This window comes from Paenibacillus sp. FSL P2-0322 (assembly GCF_037975315.1).
Lineage (GTDB): Bacteria > Bacillota > Bacilli > Paenibacillales > Paenibacillaceae > Paenibacillus > Paenibacillus polymyxa_B.
This window is the reverse complement of record NZ_CP150243.1, coordinates 5,777,429-5,793,801: the sequence shown is the minus strand read 5'-3', so window position 1 is coordinate 5,793,801 and position 16,373 is coordinate 5,777,429. Positions and strand designations below refer to the sequence as shown.

Below are 16,373 nucleotides of genomic sequence, written 5' to 3'. Positions count from 1 at the left end.
TTTACTAAGTTTTACTCGTTATTTTTACTCAAATATTTTACTATGGTATAAGAGTGAAAAATAAAAGGTTGAGGTGACTGCCCATGCGTACCATTTTGCCGTTGAATGACCAATGGTTTTATCTTCCTGAATATGTCGAGAGAGAAGTAAGCGCAGGCATTGATGCAAGTCGGTATGAGCCAATTCAGCTGCCGCACACCAATGTAGAGCTTCCGTATAATTATTTTGACGACAAGGCATTTCAGTTTATTTCTACGTATAAAAGAGAGTTGAACATTCCGGCAGATGCCAAAGGTAAGCGAGTGTATGTTGATTTTGAAGGAGTCATGACCTATGCCCAGGTATTTCTAAACGGGCTAAAAGCGGGGGAGCATAAAGGTGGATATACACCGTTCAGCGTTGAATTGACCGAACTTGCCGAATATGGCGGCCCCAATGTGCTCACGGTCATTGTCGATTCCACGGAACGGGACGACATCCCTCCCTTTGGGGCAGTCATTGACTATCTGACCTATGGCGGTATTTACCGCGAAGTACAGCTGCGAATAGTGGAGCCTGTACATCTCGGAACGGTATTCGTCCAAACACCGGAGCCGCTTGCGGCAAATAAGGCGGTGCGCGTGGTCGTGGAGCTGGAGGGCATCAGCGATCAGCAGGACGACTTGACGGTCGCGCTGCAATTGCTGGACGGAGCGAGCGTGAAGGCGGAGACCGGGCTGGAAGCGGTGACGGCGGCGGAAGTAACGCTGGAGCTGAAAGAGCTGGGCGGCCTGCAACTTTGGGATATAGATGATCCCAAGCTATATGAAGCGAAGCTGACGCTGCTACGAAGCGGAGAAGAGTTGGATCAGGTGACCGTGTGCTTTGGCTTCCGCGAGGCCGAATTTCAGCCGGACGGTTTTTACTTGAATGGGCGGAAGATCAAGCTGCTTGGCTTGAACCGTCACCAGTCCTATCCGTACGTTGGCTATGCTATGCCTAAAAGAGCGCAGCGTCGTGATGCAGATGTGCTCAAGGAGGAGCTGGGGCTGAATATGGTACGGACATCCCACTACCCTCAGTCCCGTCATTTTCTAGACCGTTGTGATGAGATCGGATTGCTCGTTTTCGAAGAGATTCCGGGTTGGCAGCACATTGGCGGTGAAGCGTGGAAGGAGCAGGCGGTGAGGGACGTAGAGGACATGATTATCCGTGATCGTAATCATCCCTCCATTGTAATCTGGGGGGTACGAATTAATGAGTCGCAGGATGACCATGATCTGTACACGCGTACCAATGAGCTAGCACGAAAGCTAGATCCGACCCGTGCTACGGGTGGTGTGCGTTATATTGTAGGCAGTGAGCTATTGGAAGATGTATATACGATAAATGATTTTGTTCATGATGGTGGGCACAAAAAATATTTGGCGAAGGAAATTCGCAATTTTGATACGTATGACGATACAGAAGGCGTAGATGGCGAAACGACAGGCTTGCGCCAGCCGTCTCTCGTTACAAAGCTGGATCATCCGGTCCCTTATCTGGTAACGGAATATAACGGGCATATGTACCCGACCAAGCGCTTTGACCAGGAGGAACGGGTAATGGAGCATGCACTGCGCCATACGCGGGTCCAAAATGCTTCCTATGCCGATGAGGGCATTGCCGGGGCGATTGGTTGGTGTGCTTTTGACTATAACACGCATGCTGATTTTGGTTCCGGTGATAAAATCTGCTACCACGGTGTCATGGATATGTTCCGCCTGCCTAAATTTGCAGCGAGTGTGTACCGGAGCCAGAAGAACGTCGAACAGGAAATCGTTATGGAGCCGGTCACTTACTGGTCGCGTGGTGAGCGGAATATTGGAGGCATCGTGCCGCTGGTCGTGTTCACCAATTGTGATGAGGTGGAGTTCATCTACGGTCATGAGCGCAAAGGTGTTTATCGTCCGAACCGAGAGAAGTACCCGGCGCTTCCTCATCCCCCTGTCGTGATCGACGAGCTGACAGGCCACTGGGGCATGAAGTGGGAAGACGCTGTATTCATTGGATACGTAGATGGGCAAGAAGTGACCCGCAAATACTATTCACGTAATCCGGTGCCGACAGAGCTGCGGGTAGCTGCAGATGATATGGTGCTGGAAGTTGGCGATTGGGACGTAACCCGAGTAGTAGTGGATGCGCTGGACGAATACGGCAACGTCTTGCCGTTCTATGCAGATCCAGTTTCGGTGGAGGTCGAAGGGGTGGGTGAATTGATCGGTCCTTCAAGCTTATCCCTAATTGGTGGACGCATTGCATTCTGGATTCGTACGAAGGGGGAGGCTGGACAAATTCGTGTGAAGGTTTCTGCGCCTTCCCGTTTCGGTCCGCAGGAATTGAGCATTCACGTGCAATAAGGGAGCAAAGGCAACATACAATCCTACTAGCCGCTTGTATACCGTTTGAGACTTCCATTATTTAAAAAAGGAGTTGTCCGCAGATTCTGAAAGGGATCTGAGAGGGCAACTCCTCTTTGGCATAGCTTAGGGTATGTTAATCTATGAGTCTTTTAAATTGTGTCTTATTACTGAGTCACTTAACGTTACGCTCATAGATTGGAAGCATAGAATACACTATCAAACGCAAGGGAGGTGAGTTTTATGGCGATCCTTTTACCTTCGCAAATCTACAATCTCGCTGCGGGTGTGGGTAAATCCTTTTTTGAAAATTTGAAAGGCGGTAATAATGCTACAATTACCGTGAATAACACGGGTGCCAATCCGGTGGATCTGGTTGTTACACGTGTCAATGCTCCCGTGATCACGTATGTTATCCCGGCAGCCAATAGTCTGACGTTAGAAGTGGCTTTGTTGCTGGTAGCTGCTCTCCAAGCTACTCCAGCTGGAGCTGTGACAGGCACCATCCAAATTGCTACGGCTGATTTTTAACCTGTAACGACCTGACCCTCTAACTCTAGCTTTGCCGTATGGCAAGGTTAGAGTTTTTTTTGTTTGAAATTTTCTGAAACTTTTTTCATATTGTGCCGATATATACATATAGCATAGCAAACAACAACATCGAAAAGGAGTACCCTGTATGAGCTTTAGCAATCCAGTTTTACGTGATGACATCTTTTTGCGCGAAGATGAAAGAGAAGCTAGTGAACAACGCATGACCATCGGAGGAACGGTGAACAAAACGTTGCTTCTGCTGGTTCTGCTCATCGTCTCTGGCAGCATTACCTGGTACATGACTTACGAGGGAACCGTAGAGGTGCTATCCTTGCTGACGGCAGGCTTTATTGGTATGGCAGGCGTAGCACTTGCGATATCCTTTTTTCCAAAAACCGCTCCGTTACTCTCTCCTGTATATGCGATTCTGAGTGGTTTTGCTTTGGGTGGCGTTTCAGCCTTTATGGAGTATGAGTACCCTGGAATTGTAGCCAATGCCATTTTGCTGACCGTGGGTATTTTGTTCTTAATGCTCTTTATGTACACACAGCGAATCATCAAGGTGACACGCGGCTTTATCTCATTCGTTGTCCTGTGTACGATGGCGATTTTTCTGGTGACGCTAGTTGATTTTATTTTGAACTTTTTCGGTATGAATGTTCCGTATATCCATGAAACGGGTTGGCTGGGTATTGGTATTAGTTTATTTATCGTGATCATTGCGGCTTTGAATCTGCTGGTTGATTTCAATTTTATTGAAGAGCAAGCAGATCAAGGTGCACCCAAATATATGGAATGGTATGGTGCTTTTGCATTGCTGGTGACTCTAGTATGGCTGTATGTACGGATTTTGGATCTGTTGGCCAAGTTCAGTAAGAGGGACTAAGTGCAGGGTGAGAAGAAAAGGATGGCTGAATGCCGTCCTTTTTTGTATTAAATAGACGGTTTAAAAATTGCATTTTACGTTAAATACATAGAAGTTGGGTAAAACATAAAGACAGACAGGAGAGGAGTGAGTGTATGTATCAAGTGGTGCTGGTTAGGCATGGAGAAAGCGTGTATAACCGACAAAACCTGTTTACGGGCTGGACGGACGTGGACCTGACTGAACAAGGGACTCATGAGGCCATTGAGGCGGGACGTATTCTCAAGGAGGCTGGATATACGTTTGATTTGGCATTTGCCTCTGTGCTAAAACGATCTATCCGCACGCTGTATCACATCTTGGATGAGCTGGATCATCTGTGGATACCTGTGCAGAAGTCATGGAAGCTGAATGAACGCCATTACGGTGCTCTTCAAGGGCTTAGCAAGCTGGATTCCGCCGTGCAATACGGCGAGGAGCAGGTTCATATCTGGCGGCGTAGCCTAACAGTGCGGCCACCCATGCTGGATGAGAAGGACGAGCGGAGTCCGCATCGGGAAGAGCGTTATCGCAATATTAAGCCAGAAGAGCTGCCGCTTGGGGAAAGTCTGGAGGACACAGTGCATCGGGTCGGTGAGTTTTGGAAGCAGCGGATTGTACCTTTGATTCTCAAAAAGGATCGAGTTATCATTTCTGCACATGGTAACACTTTGCGGGCCTTAATCAAGTATATGGAGAATCTGGACGAAACCGCATTGCTGGATTTGAATATTCCCACAGGCATTCCCCTGGTGTACGAGCTGGATGAGCATATAGATCCCATACGGCGCTTTTATCTCGGTGATCCGAGTCATGTAGAGGCTAAGAAGCAGGCTGTGGCCAACCAAAGCAAGGTAACGGAGTGACTTTCCATACACAAAGAGGACAGGGCGCTTCCTCGCATCCTGTCCTCTTTGTGTTGGGTATAGATTAAGCGTTCGCTTCTTCTTCTGTTTCCTGGCTGTCTTCCTCTGCGGGAAGTGCCCACACCGATACACTGCCGGCACGAACGGGAAATATGCCGTAGCCATCCTGCTCAATCTTTACGGTATGATCGTGACGCCCGGTCAAATCTATCCATTCTTCCGCTGCATGTTGTTTGCCTACGAACATGCGCTTTTCTCCGTCATTTGCGTTGGTGATCACCACAGCACATCCGGAGCCTTCCAGCTCAGGCACGCCTTGACGAACCCATCCAATCGTATGGGGATCATCGAAATAATCTTTTTGCTCACCATAAGCTTTATGGTATCGGGCATATAGAAGCGGGTCTAGCTCAGCCTGCTTGCCTTTGACGGGCGTTTGTCCCTGGATGCCGTAGTAATCGCCATAGAATACGCAGGGATAACCGTCCTTGCGCAGCAAGATAAGTGCATAGGCGCTGGGCTTGAACCAGTCCTCCACCCAGGATTCAAGCGCTTCATGCGGCTGGGAATCATGATTATCGACAAAAGTAACCGAGTTCAGGGGATGGGTATGAACAAGCGTATCCTCGAAAATGGTGCTTAAATCGAAATCCTTGCCACCCAAGGAAGCGCTATGTAGTTTGTAGTGGAGGGATACGTCAAATAGGTCGATTTTATAATCAATGGTATCCAGGAACTTTTGACACGATTCCAGATCCGGTTTCCAAAACTCGCCTACCATATAAAAATCCTGTCCGCGTTTTTTAATCATTTCTGTAGCAAACTCTCGTACAAATTCATGATTAATATGCTTGATTGCATCCAGACGGAATCCGTTGCATTGCAGAGTATCTACCAGCCATTTGCCCCAGCGGATCATCTCTTTGCGCACATCCTGATGATTATAATCAATATTGGCGAACATTAAATAATCATAATTGCCGAATTCATCATCTACATTTTCGCTCCAGCTTTTATTTTTACCTAAAATACGATAGATTCCTGTCCGGTCCTGGCTTGCATCGTAATCGGTTCCGTTAAAATGTTCAAAGTTCCATTGAAATGTGGAATACTGACCTTGACGGCCGGGGAACGTAAATTTAGTCCAGCCCTCGATATCAAAGGGCTCGGAAATGACCTCATTGCGGTTATCCGGATTGACCTCGACGACCTTGAACACTTCGGTTTCATCCGCGCCAGCCTTATGGTTCATAACCAGATCGACATAGACGGCCACACCGTGGCGAACGCAGGCGGCAACAGCCTCCAGCAGGTTTTCCCTGGTTCCGTATTTGGTGCGCACCGCACCTTTTTGGTCAAATTCGCCCAGATCATAAAGGTCATAGACGCCGTATCCCGTATCCTCGGGCGATTGGCCTTTGGTGACAGGTGGAATCCATATCGCGTCAATTCCTTTGGCCTTCAGTTCCGGCGCCAGGCGGGTAAGCTTCTTCCAGTGAGAACCGTCAGCTTCGACATTCCACTCGAAAAATTGCATCATCGTATGGTTCCTTTTCATGTGCGTCCCTCCTTCATATATAACAAGTTACCCACCAAGTGAGGGGGGCTAAACGTCAGACGGTCAATATGATGCTGAATGAAGAACAAGGATCGCTGTATAACGTATGCTAAATCATTAAAATTTGTTATACCTAAGTGTTCCCAACGACTCGGGTAGCTAGAAAAGGGAACGTGAAAACGGTAAAATGAATCTAACTTAACAATAGTTCGGGTTTTGGTGAAAACCGTAAAGCACGAGCAACAGAGGAAAGGAGGGGTGGACGTGACAGAACCGCAGCAGAACAAGGATGAAGCGAGCAAACCGCTGATTAAAAAATGTACGTATTGTCAGGAAATGAAACCTTTAACGGACTTTCAGCGCAGAACGGGTCGCCGGGCTGGTCCTTATTCACGGCGTGGTCCTTGCCGTTCCTGCCGAGGGTTGGCCCCGGCCCCGCAAGAACGTGCGGCTACGTCCGCTCCTTCCGGCGAGGAAACGAACCCCTCGGCTGCTCCCGTGACGCAGCATAGCCTTGAAGCAAATACGGCTGCGCACAGCCTGGAGGCGCCACTACCTATGGAGGCACAACGCCACCGCAGGAAGCTGGTCACGGATAAAGCGCGTGAGCGCCACCGGCAACGGGTTCGGCATCTGCTTAGCAGGCTGAAGCCTGCGGATACCCGGGCATTGCGGCTCAATCGCAATGGCATGATTCGGCTAAGAGGCAAAACCGACCAGGGGAGACGCTGGCATCAAGAGATTGAGCTTGATCTGGCCATGACCCTGGTCAGAGAGCGTATGGCGGTGATTGTTAATCCATACACCGTGCGCAGACTGTATAGCAACAAGGAATTTCGTCAATATGTGCTTAAGCGTGACCGCTATACTTGCTTTTTTTGCGGAGACTACGGTGACACGATTGATCATTTACTGCCTCGGGCAAAAGGGGGGCACACGACGCCGGTCAATTGTGTATGTGCTTGCAATGAATGCAATCAAGTTAAGGCTGCCCGCGATGTAGATGAGTTCATTGAATCTGGTGTGCCGCAGCCGTCTCCTGATGATTTCGAAGCACCTGATAATCCTGATACTTCTGAAGACACCCTACGTACGTAGGGCGATTCTTGGAGCGTAGGTCCCTTAGTACAGTTCTACTTCAAAGCCGGATTCCTTCCAGGCTGTTGTTCCGCCTTCGATAAAAGCTACATTGGTAAAGCCCATCTGCTGGAGTGTATAAGCTGCCAATGCAGCTTGTCCGCCTGCCCCACAAGTGGTGATAATCGGGCGGTTGCGGTCACGTAGATGTTCGTCACGCAAATCCTGTGGAACCTCCAAGTCAGCGCGGATGGGCAGCATGCCCAATGAAATATTGGCGCTTCCGCGAATCAGACCGCAAGCGCCTGCATCATGGGAGTCCTGTACATCGATAACGAATGTATCAGGATTTGCCTCCATTCGCTGACGTGCCTCCTGTGAATCAATGCCTTGAACGTGCTGTCTCGCCTCTTGAACCATATCTCCAAATGTTTTAGCCATCGTTTTAAACCTCCGTATGAATATATTTTGTGTTATTTTCATATTATCGAACTGAAACGTACGCTCTCTATTACCCTCCTCTAGCATAAAATGACCCTTTTTTTAAGGGAAACTTGGACAAAAATCGAGCTTATTCTAATTTTTATCTAAAATAACAATAAAAATTTTGCAGAAATTTGTGCAAATTTAAAATTTCTTCGACGATTGTGTTGTGAAAGGTGTAATATAGAGGTATAGGGTTCCGTTTCGGCCTGTTGTAGTCACGAAGGAGCGCTTCGTGGGATATTCCGCAGCAGTAACAACAGAATACCGTCTGAGCAATATACAATTGGCATCTGCGATAAATCAGTCTTGCCCTTTAGGGTATAGGCCGGTTTTAGCTGTGCTTCTTGCATGTTTAAGGGCGTGAATTCAATGCACGTTTTATTGCTAGAGTTTATGGATACAGGTTACGAGAAAGGAATGGACTTCTATTTTCACAGTAAAGGAGGACGTTCACGCATGTCTGAAAACCAACAAGAGGTGGCAGTAACACAAGAAGCTACCAAAGAGTCTCGGGATGTATTGGACCAATTGATGAAACCGGAGGTTCAGCAATCGCTGACCGTGCTGGTAGAAAATCTGCCCAAGTTGACTGAGATGGTTACTTTGATGACCGATGCTTATGATGTAGCTCGCAGTCTGGCGACTGACCCTGTCTTTATCGGAGATATGAAAAGCTCCATGGGAGAGTTTGTGAAGCCTGTTACAGATTCGGCTAAAGGATTGGCTTCTGCTGCAATTGAAGCAAATGACCGTGTACAAACTACGGACGGCAGTGTAGGTCTGTTTGGCCTGCTCAAAATGCTTAAAGATCCGAATGTACAAAAAACGCTGCGTTTCAGCCAGGCTTTCCTGGATATTCTGAATGAGCGCCAACGCGAAAGCAAATAATTACCTGATCAAGAACGGAGGATGGACATGTCGAAGCAAATTTTGATCTTGGGCGGCGGATACGGCGGATTGCTGGCCGCTCTTACAGCACGCCAGCATATGGACGCTAGCCAAGCAACCATTACAGTGGTTAACCGCTTTGCGTCGCACCAAATTATTACGGAACTGCACCGTTTGGCGGCAGGTACAATTGCTGAAAAAGCTGTTGCGCTTCCTTTGGAAAAACTGCTGCGTAACAAGGAAATTATCCTGAAAGTGGATACTGTTTCCGAAATCAAGCCTGACGATAAAAAAGTAACCTTGGCCAGTGGCGCTACGTTGAGCTATGACGCTCTCGTTATTTCCCTGGGCAGTGAAACGGCTTACTTCGGTATTCCAGGACTGCAAGAGCATAGCTTCACGCTGAAATCAGTGGCAGAAGCCAATCGCATTCGCGCACATGTGGAAGCTCGTCTGGATGCTTACAAGCAATCCGGTAACCAAGCGGACGCTACAATCGTTATCGGTGGTGGCGGTCTGACTGGCGTTGAGCTGGTGGGCGAATATGCTGACAAATTGCCTGCAATTTGTCGCGAAAAAGGTATTAACTACGAAGATATCAACTTGTATTGCGTAGAAGCTGGACCATCTATTTTGGCAGGCTTCCCTCAACCACTGGTTGATCGTGCAGTAACAAGCCTTGAAAAACGTGGCGTTCAAATCGTAGCGGGTGTTCCGATTACAGAAATGAAAGCTGACGAAGTTCTCTTGAAAGACGGACGTTCGATCAAAACGAACACACTGATCTGGACAGGCGGCGTACAAGGTAATGCACTGGTTGGCGCATCTGGTATCGAAGTAAACCGTGGTCGCGCAACTGTGAATGGTGCGCTGCAATCGACTTCTCACGAAGACATCTTCCTCGCTGGCGACAGTGCAGTGGTGTTCCCGAGTGAAGGCGAGCGTCCATACCCACCAACTGCACAGTTGGCTTGGCAAATGGGCGAATTAGTTGGTTACAACATCTTCGCTTATTTCAACGGAGCGAAAATGGAACGCTTTACACCAGTATTCTCCGGTACACTGGGCAGCTTGGGCAGAACAGACGCGATTGGTACTGTAGGCGCGAATGGCACCCAACTGAAAGGCGCTGTAGCCACTTTGATGAAGGAAGGCAGTAACATCCGTTACTTGTCCCACATCAAAGGACTTTTTGCATTGGCCTATTAATATTTCTTACATTTTATATGGTTCATTGGAAGAGAGCGCTATTCAGCGCTCTCTTTTTTGTAGCTTTTCTTTTCGACACTAGCGATACTCACGATTCATTAGTCTTAATTCACTTTCATCTTCGCTAACTCCGCCACCTGTGCAGGGGGGAGCGCACCTTCAAATATACTCAGCTCATCAATAGATCCTTTGAACGCAGGGTCCCACCAGTTGACACCTAAGCTGAATGATCCAGATTTAGAGGTAAAGACATCTGGAAATCCTGAGCCGGTAAATTGAATCTTTCCATTCACATACACGGCTAACATTCCACGATCTACAGTGAAGGCGAGATGTGTCCATTCATTTGTTTTGATCTTTAGGCCGGTACTGCCAGTATACCAAGATGAGCTGCCGGACCAGACCATTGTGTTATCCTTCTCAGGTCCTCTGGGCAAAAGGCTAATCCAGTGATTACTATCCATAGCTCCAAAGAAAGTTGGTGTATGCAGAGTCAATTCGCTTGGTTTTACCCACAGTGACACGGAATATGCTGAGCTGGATATGAGTCCTTCAGGCAGAGCAATGCCCGACTTTCCATCAAGGACTACAGCTTGGCCTCTTACGCCTTCAGCGTAGGACACACTTCCTCCCTGGCGATCGATTCGGTCACCGATAACTTCCCCATTAGCAAAAGCATCTTGCTGATCCTCCAGATTATTTTCAAACGTGTATGACGCAGTCAATGTTGCCTTCTCATAAGGGGATACCGTGATGTTAAAAATTTTGTCCCGACTACGTTCTCCCTTGGTAATGGTAGCTGTCAAAGTGGCAGATGCAGCCTTTTCTCCGATTCCTGGACGCTTGATTTCACCTGTATCCGTAATGACGCTTTGGTCTGAAGTTTTCCAGGTAATCCGGGATTGCCGACTGCCTTCCTTCGGAAGATTCAGGCTAGCCGTCACCCGACTTGTATCGCCAAGATCTAATTCACGATACACACTGTCCACTACTGTCGTATCGGTCATATCAGGGAGCTTACTGCCCCAAGCCATCTCACCTTTATTCGATAAAACTGTAAACGCCAGGATGTATTGATTCGTAACCTGATCCCATTGTCTTAAGAACACCCCATCCAATACAGCACCATCTAGTGTTAATTGGATATTCGAATCCCCCGACTTGCGCCATGTTCCTTGCACATCGCCTTCAATGGTATGATCTGCTTTAAGCTGAATGAATTGCGTATTCTTGATCGTAGCCGAAGAATCACTGCCATGATTAACATATTGATAATCGCCAATGAATTGTTTCTCATCTAGCTTTGTAAGCGTCTCGCCACCGTAACGATAAGGAGCTACGACGGGCCAGTCCTCCTGATTCATGAACATTTGGTGTACACGCAGCTCATGTGTCTCCCCCTGATGAGGGAATCGGGTATGAAAGACGACAAACATTTGTCCAGTAGCAGGATCGGTGTATACAGAATTGTGTCCAGGGGAAACATAGCCGTAGCCAGTGCCTGTACCGGGGTCACCTATTTTACTATCGAACAAGAAATTACCTATTAACTTGTTGCCATAAGTTATATTTTTGGTGTTTGCTGGAAAAACAGCATTCTGTCCTTTGGCATCTTTATAAGGTCCTGTCGGACTCTTGGAACGGAATAACCTCATGTTATACCCTCCGTCTGCTGCAAGGCCACCGTAGGTTACATACAAATAGTAATAACCCGTCTCCTGGTTGTATTCAATATACGGACCTTCCCCTGACTCACCGTATCCACCTGCGATCTTGGTGCCAAAATAACGATCAATGAGCCGACCGTCTTCTGTAGTTCCATCTTTACCTGGGTACATGGGTTTGCCAGTTGCTTTATCCAGCTCCAGTAAAAATATTCCCCCGGACCATGATCCATACGTCATCCACAAGCGACCGTTTGCATCGTAAAAAACGCTTGCATCGATTGCATTTGGGAACATCCGATTCGCATAAGAACCATCGGTATTAAACCATCCTGGTCTGGGCCCCTCAAGCTTGCCTTCCTTAATAAGTTGTTGAATCGGCGTATTTGTCCATTTTTTATCTACCTTGCTATCTTTATCGAAAGCAGTCTCCTTCGTAAAACCAGTGTGTATAATGGTATCCACATATTGATATGGACCCTCGATTTTGGGTGCAACTGCAATGCCGATCGCGGAACGAATGTAGGTGGAAGATGCACTATAATAAATCATATATGCCCCTTTTGTCCCATCCTCATTGACATAATGCTCATTCCAAAATACATCGGGCGCCCATACCGAGAATCCTCCCTTACTATCCGCATCATTCTCACCCGCCCAAGCGAAAGATCCGGCCAGATTCTTCGATAAATCCCCGTAAAGTGTGTTCCCAGGCGTGGTGTAACCGTTTGCAAAAGAAGTCCAGTTTGTAAGATCTTTTGACTTCGCCGCAGAGATATGTGACCCAAATACATAATAAGTGTCACCGTCTTTGACAATGGAAGGGTCATGAACCGATACATTAGAGAAGGTTGGCGCATCCTGCTTATTGTTCTGGTCTGGCACCGTTGCCGCCGCGTCTATTGCACCTAATGGTGCGCTTGCGATTGCTAATAATAATGTTAGTGTTATTGCAATACTTTTCCTGACTTTACGTTTAACAAAACTTCTCATCATACACATTTGCCCCTTTCTAAATTGGAATACAGAGATATATTCTGCTTTCATTGCTAAATACCTTTCTATTTATAAATATTATTAATGTATTTATGAATTATATGGCTATAAGGAAGGTTTTAGCATCCAACACCGAGATATACCTGTAAGGTGAATCCTCATTATTTTAGAGTGAGCCAACTGGATGGTATGGTCTTTATTTAGGTAAAAATTATAAATTATGGTTGACGTTATGTTTTTGTGAGGATAAGCTAGTTATGAAAAATAAGTCGTAAGAACTGTTACTTGAACAAATTTTTGTTTTAGCCTAAACGCTAACAAAGGAGAGCATTATGAAAATCAGACTGTTGGTCTGCCTTATGATTGTACTAAGTTTTGCTACTACAAACTCGAATTTGGCATCGGCTCAAGATCATACCCCCATACACTTGAAGGTCAATGATCATTACGTTTTATACACCTTCCCTGCATCCCCCTTTGTGGATAAGAAGGGAAGGCTGCTTATACCGCTCCAAGTGGCTGAGGATATACTGGGCGGTAAAGTAACTTATAATGCAGCGAACAAAACCGCTTCTGTTGATCTGTTAGACCGTAATGTAACGGCAACGATTGGATCACCCGATATATCGGTTAACGGCGAACCCATGACAATGGACACAGTCCCTATCATGCTAAGTAATGCAATGTTTTTACCGGTATCCATTTTGTTGAAAGATACAGATGCGAAGATGGAGTGGGATTCCAAGCGTGGCTTATTGAAGCTAAGGCATGATAGCTTTACGGAAAGTCCAGTTCTTATGAGGTTTAAGGGACAAGACTTGGCCCAAGTCATTGATGCGAATGCATTTGATCTTATTTCCTTTGACTGGGATCAAAGGCAAGGTGTATTGAATATTCATGCTACGTATAAGAGTGACTTATCGCCCGCCTTCAAGCAAATTGACTTTAATCCTATGATTGTTTATAGCAAAGGGACCTATAGTGTATATCCTTATTCTAAACCCAGTATGTTTTACAAAGTTAAAATAACCAGTCCTGGTAATTTGGTTTATACAATGAATATCGATACAACCAATGCGGATGAAGATTATATAAAATATATTACTTCTGTTGGCAGATTAATTAAGTAGTGGAATGTATGTTGCTTGTACATCATAAAAAAGCGACAAAGGCTTAAGGGCCTTTGTCGCTTTTTTTGAAAGATTAATCTTAGAAGGTAATAATTTGGCTGCTGTTTCCTTTATTGCGTACGTATCCCACGACTTTGGATACAGACTCTCTGTCTTTAAGATAATTAATAACGCCGTCTGTCAGGTTGTTTTTTTGATTGTTGGAAAGTTTATTCCAGTCATCCGAATTTACATAGACATCAACGGTGGCTTCACTGCTGTCACCTCTTACGGTGAAATCAAAGCCGACTCCGCTATAGGTGCCATATCTATCGGACAAATTACGTTGGATCGTACTTGTATCCAGAGAAGAGGCTAATTTCTTAATTGTCACATCACCTTTGCTGTTGGTTGTAAAGGTTGCTAATTTATCCCTATTACTGGAATTTTTCACTGTGCCTTCAATATCGGCATCTTTGTACTCTTTCAAAATATCATCCACGATGTCCTCCAGGTAGCTTTCCCTTCTGCTATCGGATAGATCATCCCATCTGGATTTTGTCATTTCAATGGTTACTGTAATATCGCTTTTGTTACCATCCAGCGTAATATCCGAGTTGGTGTTGTAGGAATCGCTGTAATCCTTGTTCAGTTGCTTTTGAAGATCTTTCAAGGTGCTAGAGCTGCTTTTGCTCGCGTCATCTTTTAGCGTCTGGTTGTCTTTTTGCAATTGAGCAATGGTAGCGTCCTTCGTCGTGTTCGCTGCTTTCGCTGTGTTGAGCTCTTGAGTCAGCGTCGTAATCTGGTTGTTCAACGCCGTAACTGTAGACTGATCAATCGGAACGCCGTTGTCGGCAATGACTACGCGTTTGTTTGTACCATCCCATGTTACCTTTTTATCCAAAGCTGTACCTGCCAGCTTCAGTGGGATATACGTTACGCCATCCAGCAGGAACGGTTCTGTTTTGGCATCATAAGGAACCTCGGTTCCGTTGTAGATGATTTTGATATTGTTATATACTGCTTGGATCGGCTTAGTCACTTGTGCGGCATATGTGGATTGGCTGAAAAGAGCCCCGGATATGGCCAAGGCGGATACGGCAGTGATGATGACAGGTTTTTTGATAGATTTCAGTGATTTCATTCGTTGGTCTACCCCTTTATTTAAGAATTATAGCCTGGTTCATAGACTAGAGTAACATTAATGCCTACAAAATCCAACAGGTTGGAGAGTCATTATGGGTTGTGCTTATATTGGTTAGACGCAACAGCAACCGTAAAAGTTGCCCTGTTTGCGCAAAAGTTTTTCCAAAAGTATCCGAACAACACAAAACAAGCCCGCTGCACAAGACAGCGAGACTTGTTGGTAAAACAGTGCGTCGAGGTTATCCATTCAGGATTATTTGCCGTCCTTCAGTTTGCCTGCTGTTTCCTGAAGATGGCCTTTGGCCTTATCCAGTTTACCTTCGGCTTGAAGGGACTTATTATTGGTAGCGTTCCCGATTTGGTCCTTGATTTCACCTTTGGCTTTGTTCACATTACCTTTGATTTTATCGCTAGTTCCGTTATCCTTCATGTTGGAGCCCTCCTTATGTGATCGAACTTTCATTCAGCATGCTGTAGTTAGTCATTACCCGAGCGAGGGTAATACGAAACCAGAGGCTGTATATCACAGACGGGGGTATAATGTTGGATACGGGTTAAATCAGAACGTGAAGTGGGGAGTGAGCGCATGCTCAAAATTTTATTGTTTATTCTTGTTATTCAAATTATTTACGTATCGGCGTATACACTGCGCATGATTCTGACGCTGAAAGGACAGAAGTACATTGCTGCGCTCATTAGCACCGTGGAAGTTACGGTCTATGTGTTGGGCTTGAATGTTGTGCTTAAGTACCTGGATCAAGTGGCAAGTCTTGCAGTATATGCCATTGGCTATGCATTGGGCATTCTTATTGGAGCATGGATTGAGGAAAAAATAGCGCTTGGTTATGTCACCGTTAAGGTGATCAGTAATGAGATCAATGGAGGAATTGCCAATGCGCTGCGGGACAAAGGATACGGTGTTACAGCCTGGCTGGGCAGTGGACGTGATGGAGAGCGCCTGGTGATGGAAATTTTGGCTAAACGTAAAAACCAGAATAAGCTGTATCAGTCCATTCTGGAGCTGGATCCTAAGGCTTTTGTCATTACGGTAGAGCCGAAGCAATTTCATGGCGGCTTCTGGACCAAGGCTATCCGTAAATAAACATTTTGGTAAATTGCGCATATTTTTTGGACGTTAGAGCATATTAATACCCGGACAGGTGGAAATTAACAGTAAGCCGACAGGGGATATTACCCTATAAAAACCGAGGGGGGATATAGATGTACAGACGCCAGGCCCCGGAAATCATTCCAGAGGAAAATACGGCTATTTGGTCGTGTACAAACGAGGGTTGCAACGGTTGGATGCGAACGGATTTCACCTTTTTAAACGAGCCAGCTTGTCCACTTTGCCAAGCCTCGATGGGGCAAGAAATGCGGATGCTGCCGATTCTCAATCGGGCGGGCAATTCCTTTGTCGCCCAGCGCTCCTAGTCCAGGATTTTGCAAAATCTACAATTGAATGTGAGTACGATGATCACACTGCAGAATTTATGAACGTCAAAAGCCGCTCCAGCGACATGCTGAGCGGCTTTTGGTTGTGGAAATTAGAGTAGGG

General features: G+C 46.3%; 15 protein-coding genes. 10 read left to right on the top strand and 5 right to left on the bottom strand.

What is annotated here, in order from left to right; genetic code table 11:
* The first annotated feature begins 83 nt into the window (after positions 1-83).
* From MKY24_RS25670 to gpmA, 4 genes are all read left to right on the top strand, one after another.
* Positions 84-2,378, top strand: coding sequence for a glycoside hydrolase family 2 TIM barrel-domain containing protein (locus MKY24_RS25670; protein ID WP_076295216.1), 2,295 nt, complete (start codon positions 84-86; stop codon positions 2,376-2,378).
* A 243-nt stretch (positions 2,379-2,621) separates the two neighbouring features.
* Complete coding sequence (locus tag MKY24_RS25665; RefSeq protein ID WP_023990901.1) at positions 2,622-2,909, top strand: hypothetical protein; 288 nt, start codon at positions 2,622-2,624, stop codon at positions 2,907-2,909.
* 148 nt (positions 2,910-3,057) lie between these two features.
* Positions 3,058-3,798: a Bax inhibitor-1/YccA family protein gene (locus MKY24_RS25660; RefSeq protein ID WP_023990900.1), complete on the top strand. Its 741-nt coding sequence runs from the start codon at positions 3,058-3,060 to the stop codon at positions 3,796-3,798.
* Positions 3,799-3,932: 134 nt separating this feature from the next.
* Entirely contained in the window at positions 3,933-4,682 is a 750-nt protein-coding gene (gpmA, locus tag MKY24_RS25655; protein WP_025721385.1) for a 2,3-diphosphoglycerate-dependent phosphoglycerate mutase, read from the top strand.
* 64 nt (positions 4,683-4,746) lie between these two features.
* On the opposite strand, the gene MKY24_RS25650 is transcribed toward gpmA, so the two are convergent.
* Positions 4,747-6,240 (bottom strand): alpha-amylase, encoded by a 1,494-nt coding sequence (locus MKY24_RS25650; protein WP_076295217.1) that lies wholly within the window; start codon positions 6,238-6,240, stop codon positions 4,747-4,749.
* A 264-nt stretch (positions 6,241-6,504) separates the two neighbouring features.
* Here MKY24_RS25650 and MKY24_RS25645 point away from each other — a divergent pair, with 264 nt between their 5' ends.
* On the top strand, positions 6,505-7,338 hold the full coding sequence (locus tag MKY24_RS25645; protein ID WP_076295218.1) for an HNH endonuclease signature motif containing protein: 834 nt from the start codon (positions 6,505-6,507) through the stop codon (positions 7,336-7,338).
* Positions 7,339-7,362: 24 nt separating this feature from the next.
* On the opposite strand, the gene MKY24_RS25640 is transcribed toward MKY24_RS25645, so the two are convergent.
* A complete protein-coding gene (locus MKY24_RS25640; RefSeq protein ID WP_076295219.1) occupies positions 7,363-7,758 on the bottom strand; it encodes a rhodanese-like domain-containing protein in 396 nt (131 codons plus the stop codon).
* Positions 7,759-8,259: 501 nt separating this feature from the next.
* Here MKY24_RS25640 and MKY24_RS25635 point away from each other — a divergent pair.
* A complete protein-coding gene (locus MKY24_RS25635; protein WP_013312528.1) occupies positions 8,260-8,691 on the top strand; it encodes a DUF1641 domain-containing protein in 432 nt (143 codons plus the stop codon).
* Between the two features lie 27 nt (positions 8,692-8,718).
* Complete coding sequence (locus MKY24_RS25630; protein WP_023990895.1) at positions 8,719-9,900, top strand: NAD(P)/FAD-dependent oxidoreductase; 1,182 nt, start codon at positions 8,719-8,721, stop codon at positions 9,898-9,900.
* A 104-nt stretch (positions 9,901-10,004) separates the two neighbouring features.
* Here the strand turns inward: MKY24_RS25630 and MKY24_RS25625 are convergent, their stop codons facing one another.
* Positions 10,005-12,560, bottom strand: coding sequence for a LamG-like jellyroll fold domain-containing protein (locus tag MKY24_RS25625; protein WP_339201127.1), 2,556 nt, complete (start codon positions 12,558-12,560; stop codon positions 10,005-10,007).
* A gap of 332 nt (positions 12,561-12,892) precedes the next feature.
* On the opposite strand from MKY24_RS25625, the gene MKY24_RS25620 reads away from it, so the two are divergent.
* Positions 12,893-13,690, top strand: a complete 798-nt coding sequence (locus MKY24_RS25620; protein ID WP_339201125.1) for a copper amine oxidase N-terminal domain-containing protein — start codon at positions 12,893-12,895, stop codon at positions 13,688-13,690.
* A 79-nt stretch (positions 13,691-13,769) separates the two neighbouring features.
* Here MKY24_RS25620 and MKY24_RS25615 read toward each other — a convergent pair whose 3' ends face one another.
* Together MKY24_RS25615 and MKY24_RS25610 are read right to left on the bottom strand one after the other, a co-directional pair.
* Positions 13,770-14,813 carry a stalk domain-containing protein gene (locus MKY24_RS25615; protein ID WP_069080708.1) on the bottom strand — a complete coding sequence of 348 codons (1,044 nt, stop codon included), beginning with the start codon at positions 14,811-14,813 and terminating at the stop codon, positions 13,770-13,772.
* A 255-nt stretch (positions 14,814-15,068) separates the two neighbouring features.
* Positions 15,069-15,245 carry a CsbD family protein gene (locus tag MKY24_RS25610; protein ID WP_339201124.1) on the bottom strand — a complete coding sequence of 59 codons (177 nt, stop codon included), beginning with the start codon at positions 15,243-15,245 and terminating at the stop codon, positions 15,069-15,071.
* A 156-nt stretch (positions 15,246-15,401) separates the two neighbouring features.
* Between MKY24_RS25610 and MKY24_RS25605 the strand changes: the two genes are divergently transcribed.
* Both MKY24_RS25605 and MKY24_RS25600 read left to right on the top strand, forming a co-directional pair.
* Complete coding sequence (locus tag MKY24_RS25605) at positions 15,402-15,917, top strand: DUF2179 domain-containing protein (RefSeq protein ID WP_023990890.1); 516 nt, start codon at positions 15,402-15,404, stop codon at positions 15,915-15,917.
* 119 nt (positions 15,918-16,036) lie between these two features.
* Positions 16,037-16,249, top strand: coding sequence for a cold-shock protein (locus MKY24_RS25600; RefSeq protein ID WP_023990889.1), 213 nt, complete (start codon positions 16,037-16,039; stop codon positions 16,247-16,249).
* Positions 16,250-16,373: the final 124 nt, after the last annotated feature.